Below are 6902 nucleotides of genomic sequence, written 5' to 3' on the forward strand. Positions count from 1 at the left end.
GTCATCGACAATGCCGTGCTCGGGCCGCTTCCGGGCCTTGCAGTCATCGCAATCGTGGCGGCGTTCTATCTCGCCGTCCTCTACGGGGTGCTGCACCGCGAGCTCGACGAAGGTGAATACATCCACGGCGAGGCGCATGTGTAGAGTACGTGCAGCCGGCGTGATCAGTGCAGGATGAATTCGCCTTTCAGGGCGCGCCATTCGGTGGCCGAGATCAGCTTCCGGTGGATATAGCGCACCGAATGCAGCGGGCCATCCAGCTTCTCCTGCCAGAACTTCAGGAAGCCGCGCATCTCGGGAAAATCCGGAGCGAGGTCATATTCCTGCCAGATGTAGGTCTGGAGGATCGTCGGGTGGTCCGGCAGGTGGTAAAGGATCTGGGCCGTCGTCAGCCCATATCCGTTAAGCTGCTTTTCGAAGTCCTTGTTCATCTCTCAGTCTCGCTCTCATTCCCCTTCTTACGCCTATGAGCGTCGTATGAAATGGAAGCACGGCGTGGTTAACGCAAGCTTGACATATGAGAATAATAGGGCGATTCACTTGTGATTTCAAGAGCTTGGCAGCAGTGCATCGACAGTGCTGCCAAGCGATCAGCGCTTCAAGTGGCGCGTCAGGCGCCGTTCGATCCAGTTCCAGAAATGCCGGAGCGCCTCCACCATCGAAAGATAGAAGATCGCCGCCCAGAGATAGGTCTGGTAGTCGAAGGTACGAGAGAAGGCGTAACGTGTTTCACCCATGAGATCGAACACGGTGATGATGGCGACGACGGCCGAGCCCTTGATCAGCAGAATGATTTCGTTGCCGTAGGGGCGCAGCGCGACGATGAGCGCCTGCGGCAGCACAATCTTGCGGAAGGCGACGACCTTGTGAATGCCGAGCGCTGCCGCTGCCTCGTGCTGGCCGTGCGGAACGCTTTCGATGGCGCCGCGCAGGATTTCGGCCTGGTAGGCGGCGGTGTTGATCGTCATCGCGAACAGGCCGCAATACCAGGCGTCCCGGAAGAACCACCAGAGGCCCACAGCTTCGAGCTGCGGGCGGAAGCCGCCGAGGCCGTAGTAGATCAGGAACAGCTGCGCCAAAAGCGGCGTGCCGCGGAAAATGTAGACGTAGCAATAGGCAAGCGTGCTGAGGACCCTGTTCTCAGACATTCGCGCCAAGGCGAGCGGCAGCGACAGAACGGCGCCGCAGACGACGGATACCGAAACCAGGATGATCGTCGTCATCAGCCCATGCAGGTAGCGCGGCCCGTAGCGCGCGAACTCGGCCGGATCCCAATTGGAAACGACCATGTAGATCAGGAGTGCGGCAAGCAGCGCCCAGAGGTAGACGAGCAGCGTGCCAGCGATGCGCGCGACGGTTATGCGCTTTTTCAGTGCCTTGGGCGCAGGCTGCGGAGGGATGAGGGTTTCCGCGTAGCTCATCGGCGGACCTCCGAGCGCTTCGCCCAGCGTTCGATGTAGCTGAGTCCGACGGACGAGATGACCGCAAGCGCCAGATAGAGGCCGCAGGCGATGATATAGAAGAAAAACGCCTCTTTGGTCACGCGGACCGCAACGCCCGTCTGACGCAGGATGTCCGCCAGGCCGATGATGGAAACGTAGGACGTGTCCTTGAGCAGGATCATCCAGAGGTTCGTCAGGCCGGGCAGGGCGATACGGATAAGCTGCGGCAAGACTATGAGCCGAAGCGTACGGCCTTGATGAAGGCCGAGAGCATAGCCGGCCTCATACTGTCCCCGAGGGATGGCCCGGAAGGCCGAAAGCAGCACTTCGGAACAATAGGCGGAAAAGACCACCGACAGCGCGATCATGCCGGCGATGAAGGCATTGATCTCAATGCGCTCCTCATAGCCGAAGTATGCAAGGATCGACTGGATCAGGATCTGCATGCCGTAATAGATGATGAAGAGGGTCAGAAGTTCGGGCAGACCGCGGAAGATGGTGGTGTATATTCCAGCGGCAAGGCGCACGGACCGTTCTTCCGACTGCTGGCCGAGCGCGACCAAAAAGCCGATGACGAGGCCGACCGGCAGCGTCAACAGCGCCACGCTGACGGTGGTTTTCAGACCGAGAGCGATCTCGTCGCCCCAGCCGGTGTCGCCGCAGGCGAGAATCGTCGATTGGCCGAACCAAGTGAAAACGCCGGCGGGTCCGCACAGCGGATCGACGATATATCCTATCCAAGCCCAGAACGAGCCCAGCGCGGAAAACAATCCGCTCATGCCAGTTTTCCCCTCACGGCTTAAGCCGTTTTTCTCTTTCCATCGTTGTCAAACAAAAATGGCGGAAGAGCAAGCCTTCCGCCACCATCTTTGCCGTTCAGGTACAGCTTTTCTTATTCGCCGTAAACGTCAAAATCGAAGTACTTGTCCTGAATTTCCTTGTACTTGCCGCTGGTGCGGATCGCGGCGATCGCGGCATTCAGCTTGTCCTTCAGCGGGTCGCCCTGGCGGACGGCGATACCGGCGCCAGCGCCGTTGATTTCCGGATCGACCTTCAGCGGGGTCAGGATCTTGCAGCAGGAACCGGCATCCGACTTGACCCATTCGGAGAGAACGACGACGTCGTCGATCACCGCGTCGATACGACCGTTCGAGATGTCGAGTTTGTACTCGTCAGCCGTCGGATAGAGCTTGAGCTCGGTGTCGGGAAGGTGCTTTTCAGCATAGTTGGAGTGGGTCGTCGACGTCTGCGCGCCGATCGTCTTGCCCTTGAGCCCGGCAACGTCAGTGATGGTCGAGTCCTTCGGCACGGCGATTGCCGGCGGGGTGTTGTAGTACTTGTTGGTGAAGTCGACGAGCTTCGAACGCTCCGGCGTGATCGACATCGAAGAAACGATCATATCGAACTTCTTGGCCTTAAGAGCCGGAATGATGCCGTCCCAGTCGGCGCTGACGAAGGAGCATTCGGCCTTCATCTCGGCGCACAGGGCCTTGGCGATGTCGATGTCGAAGCCCTTGATCTCGCCGCTGGCGTCTACGAATTCGAAGGGCGGGTACGTGGAGTCGGTGCCAATCACGTACTTCTCGCCGTCGGCCATCGCCGAACCGGCGAAGAGTGACAGCGCTGCAAGCGAAGCAGCGGCGAGAAAACGGGTGGAGATACGCATGTGGATCCTCTCTTTTGGTTGCCGCTGCGTCTTCTTTTTATCCGACAGCGGCGTGAATGCGGCGGGCATGGATACCGCCTTGGCGCGATAATCAAACCTTTTTTTCGCAAATTGCAACTGGAATCGCAGCGGAGCGCCGCGCCGCAGAATATGGCAAAGATGAACGGTATCGAACCACGGCATTCATATGGGGTTAATGCCGCGCTTTCTAAAACAGCGGGAACAAAACCGGTCCTGGACGATTTTCGTCCCACGTTCGCCCTCCAACCCGAATGCCGCCTAAGGTGTTCCCCAAAAAACTCAAAGGAAGACGAGGAGACCCAATGGGCATTAAATCAACATTGTTTGCCGGCGCGGCTTTCCCGCTGCTTTCGTTGTCGTTGGTCGTGTCGCCGGCCCATGCTTCGGTTGCAGGCGGTGGAAGTGCTGTGCGGCCAGTGCCGCAGGTGATGAGTGGCAGCTACCAGGTGGCGCAAGATGCCCCTACGGATGAAGAGCTTCTGAAGAAGAAGAAACGCAAGGCTCCGGCTGCCGAAGAGCAGCCCGCCCAGGAGCCGCAGCAGCGCGAGGCCGCGCCACAGAAGGAAGCGCCCAGTCGCAAGAAGCGCGAAGCTGCGCCAGAGCAGGCTGCTCCCGAGCCGCAGCAGCAGGCAGCACCGCAAGCCGAACCGGAGGCTCCGCGCCGAAAGAAGCGCGAAGCTGAATCCGCGCCTCAACGAGCCGCCCCGGAAGCGCAGCAGGCCCAGCCTTCCGAAAATCAGCAACAGCCCCGCCGCAAGAAGCGCGAAGCCGCACCCGAGCAGGCTGCCCCCGAGCTACAGCAGCAGCAAGCAGCACCCCAGGCCGAACCGGAACAGCAGCCGGCCGAGAACAATGTGAAGCCGCGCCGCAAACAGCGTGAGCAGCAGCCTGCACAGCAGGAAGCAGCGCCCCAGCAGGGTGAAGCAAAGCCGAAGGCCGAAGAGACCCAACCCCAGACCGGCGAAGCGCAGCCCGAGCAGCAGAAACCGCGCAAGCGTGACAAGCAGCAGCAGGCAACCGAAGGCGAACAGCCTGCCGTGAAGCCGCCCGCGAAGGCCGCCACCGAGGCGCAACCCGAGCAGCAGCCAGCCGAGAACAAGGCTCCCGTTCCGCAAAAGTCACCTGCGCCTGAGAAGGCACCGGTTCCCGCCACGTCGCCGGCACCCGAGAAGCCGCCGGTTCCCGCGGAACCAGATCAGGCGCAGAAGCCCGCCGGCGACGAGCAGCAACAGCAGTTGCAAGGCCAGGCACCGGCTGAGCCCAGCGCAACGACCGCCGAACAGCCGGCCGGCAATGCCCAGCCGACGGAGCAGGCAATTCCCGCTCCCGAGAAGGTGACGCCGCAGGAACTCGAGCGCCGCAAGCAAATCGCCGAGGATCCGAGCAAGAGCAACGAGACCGTCGTCCTGCCGGTCGAGAACGGTGCCGCCGTGCTCGACAGCGACAAGGACGCTGACCGGACAGCCGGCCGGGAAGGGCGACGCAACCGCGATCGCCAGCGCGCCTCCGAACAGGTCATCGCCGCGCCGAAATCCGATGCCGAGGCGCAGCAGCTTGCCCCTCGGGGCGAGCGCCGTGCTCCGATCAAGATCGAGGCGGTGACGAGCGAAGAGGGCCGCAGGCTCGACCGCAGGCCGGAGTTTACGCGGCCTGAAGGTGCACGGGTTGAACGCTACGAGGGTGATGACAACCGCATCATCCTGCAGTTCAACAACCGCACCGTCGTGCGCAGCGACGACGACCGCCGCTTCCTCAGGGACGGCGAGCGGCCTATCTACGAACAGCTTTCGCGTGACCGCTATCGTGAAACGATCGAGCGGCCGGAAGGCTACCGGATCGTCACGATCCGGAACCGCTACGGCGACATCATCCAGCGCTCGCGTATCGACAATCGCGACCGCGAATATGTTCTCTACTATTCGCCGGAGCTCTACGAGGATCCTGACCGGGGCTACTTCGAAGATCCGGGTGCCGATCTGCCGCCGATGCGGCTCGGCATTCCCGTGCGCGATTACATCATCGACACGAGCAGCGATGCGGACCGCGACTATTACGAGTTCCTGAGCGAGCCGCCGGTGGAACCTGTCGAGCGTGTCTACTCGTTGAATGAGGTGAAGTATTCGGCCCGTATCCGCGACAAGGTCCGCCGTATCGACCTCGATACGATCACCTTTGCGACGGGTAGCGCCGAAATCCCGATGAGCCAGGCGCGCAGCCTGCGCAAGGTTGCCGACGCCATGAACGAGGTGCTTGAAAAGGACCCGAGCGAAACCTTCCTGATCGAAGGCCATACGGACGCGGTCGGCTCCGACGAGAGCAACCTCGTGCTTTCGGACCAGCGTGCGGAATCCGTCGCCAACGTGCTTTCGGAGGTCTACGGCATCGCGCCGGAAAACCTTGCCACGCAGGGCTATGGCGAGCGCTATCTGAAGGTCAACACCGCCGGCCCGGAACAGGAGAACCGGCGCGTCACGATCCGCCGCGTCACCCCGCTGGTCCGCCCGGTCGCGTCAAACCAGTAAGCCGGCGGGGTTTTGCCTTCTCCCCAGCGGGGAGAAGGTGGCCCGCAGGGTCGGATGAGGGGGCGCAGCGAGTTCGTTCGTCGCTTATCGCTCCGACCGTTCGCTCCTGTCGTCGCTCGCCCCCTCATCTGTCCTACGGACATCTTCTCCCCGCTGGGGAGAAGAAACGACTTCGCCGAGGCCGATCCTCCCGGCGATGAAATCGGCGATGGCCATCGTGTCGTCGAGATCAAAGACCGGCAGGTCGGTGTCCGTGACTGGGTGATCGGCGGCGATGGCGCAGATATGCGGGTCGGCGGGCGCCAGGGGATCGAGCCTAGCTGCTTCCAGACGGCGGGCTTCGATCTTCGGGATCGGTTCGCGCTTGTAGCCTTCGATCAGCACCAGGTCGCAGGGCGCCAGGCGGGCGAGGATTTCCTCGAAAGTCGGTTCAGGTTCGCCGCGCAGCTCGTGCATGATCGCGTAGCGCGTGCCCGAGACGATCGTGACCTCGTGGGCGCCTGCCTGCCGGTGGCGGTAGCTGTCGGCGCCGACCTTGTCGATATCGAAATCATGATGGGCGTGCTTGATCGTCGAAATATGGTAGCCGCGGCGGGTGAACTCCTCGACGAGGCGGACGGCAAGACCCGTCTTGCCCGAGTTCTTCCAGCCGGCGATGCCGAAGATGCGGGGGCTGAAGATGCGGGGCGCGCTCATGACAACACCTCCAGCCAGCGCTCGGCTTCCGTCAGATCATCCGGCGTGTTGATGTTGAAGAAGGGGTCGAGCATGCTCGCCCGCGTCGGATGCAGCGGGAAGGGAACTTCCGTGACGTCATGCCGTGAGAGGAAGTCCCGCACGCGGCGCTTCTCGTCGGTCTCGATCCAGGCGGCGAGGTCCCCGGCCAGCCACACGGGCCAGAGGCCAAAGACCGGATGGCTGCGGCCTTCGGACGCTGCGATCGCGATTTTCGCCGGGGCATCGATCGCGGCGACGAAATCAGCGACCAGTTCCGCCGGGAAAAAGGGGCTGTCGATCGAGATGGTGACGACGTGGGTGACGTCCGGAAGCGTGGCCGCATGCGCCATGGCGGCATGGATGCCAGCCATAGGGCCGGCCTTGCCCTGGACGATGTCGGGTATGAACTGCAGGCCGCATTGCGGCTCGCTATCGGCATTGACCGCCACAGTCGAGACCTGCGGCGACAATCGCGTGATCGCGTGATCGAGCAGCGAGCGGCCGCCGAGCATGACGGTCGCCTTGTCCTGCCCC

At 62.2% G+C, this 6902-nt stretch carries 6 protein-coding genes and 2 pseudogenes; 2 read left to right on the top strand and 6 right to left on the bottom strand.

Annotation, left to right across the window (positions count from 1 at the left end; translation table 11 throughout):
* A pseudogene (locus ACPYOI_RS33890) lies at positions 1-144 on the top strand (DUF2270 domain-containing protein); the annotation flags it as partial.
* Between the two features lie 20 nt (positions 145-164).
* On the opposite strand, the gene ACPYOI_RS33895 reads toward ACPYOI_RS33890, so the two are convergent.
* The 4 genes from ACPYOI_RS33895 to ACPYOI_RS33910 form a co-directional block, all read right to left on the bottom strand.
* A complete protein-coding gene (locus tag ACPYOI_RS33895; RefSeq protein ID WP_481414898.1) occupies positions 165-431 on the bottom strand; it encodes an usg protein in 267 nt (88 codons plus the stop codon).
* A 159-nt stretch (positions 432-590) separates the two neighbouring features.
* Positions 591-1421, bottom strand: a complete 831-nt coding sequence (locus tag ACPYOI_RS33900; RefSeq protein WP_168831060.1) for an ABC transporter permease — start codon at positions 1419-1421, stop codon at positions 591-593.
* Positions 1418-2221 (bottom strand): ABC transporter permease, encoded by an 804-nt coding sequence (locus tag ACPYOI_RS33905; protein ID WP_481414899.1) that lies wholly within the window; start codon positions 2219-2221, stop codon positions 1418-1420. Before ACPYOI_RS33905 ends, ACPYOI_RS33900 begins: the two co-directional genes overlap by 4 nt.
* Before the next feature lie 113 nt (positions 2222-2334).
* Complete coding sequence (locus ACPYOI_RS33910) at positions 2335-3108, bottom strand: ABC transporter substrate-binding protein (protein WP_481414900.1); 774 nt, start codon at positions 3106-3108, stop codon at positions 2335-2337.
* A gap of 323 nt (positions 3109-3431) precedes the next feature.
* Here ACPYOI_RS33910 and ACPYOI_RS33915 point away from each other — a divergent pair, with 323 nt between their 5' ends.
* Complete coding sequence (locus ACPYOI_RS33915) at positions 3432-5651, top strand: OmpA family protein (protein WP_481414901.1); 2220 nt, start codon at positions 3432-3434, stop codon at positions 5649-5651.
* Positions 5652-5822: 171 nt separating this feature from the next.
* Here the strand turns inward: ACPYOI_RS33915 and mobB are convergent.
* Both mobB and mobA read right to left on the bottom strand, forming a co-directional pair.
* Positions 5823-6332, bottom strand: a pseudogene (gene mobB / locus ACPYOI_RS33920) (molybdopterin-guanine dinucleotide biosynthesis protein B); the annotation flags it as partial.
* 11 nt (positions 6333-6343) lie between these two features.
* The coding region (gene mobA, locus ACPYOI_RS33925; protein ID WP_481424006.1) for a molybdenum cofactor guanylyltransferase MobA at positions 6344-6902 on the bottom strand (559 nt) is incomplete at its 5' end.

Source organism: Rhizobium sp. SVR5-2C, from assembly GCF_056755115.1.

Bases quoted from the DNA above. Each gene is read 5' to 3' on its own strand.
- ACPYOI_RS33895 (WP_481414898.1), bottom strand. From the start codon at position 431: ATGAACAAGGACTTCGAAAAGCAGCTTAACGGATATGGGCTGACGACG.
- ACPYOI_RS33900 (WP_168831060.1), bottom strand. From the start codon at position 1,421: ATGAGCTACGCGGAAACCCTCATCCCTCCGCAGCCTGCGCCCAAGGCA.
- ACPYOI_RS33915 (WP_481414901.1), top strand. From the start codon at position 3,432: ATGGGCATTAAATCAACATTGTTTGCCGGCGCGGCTTTCCCGCTGCTT.
- ACPYOI_RS33910 (WP_481414900.1), bottom strand. From the start codon at position 3,108: ATGCGTATCTCCACCCGTTTTCTCGCCGCTGCTTCGCTTGCAGCGCTG.
- ACPYOI_RS33905 (WP_481414899.1), bottom strand. From the start codon at position 2,221: ATGAGCGGATTGTTTTCCGCGCTGGGCTCGTTCTGGGCTTGGATAGGA.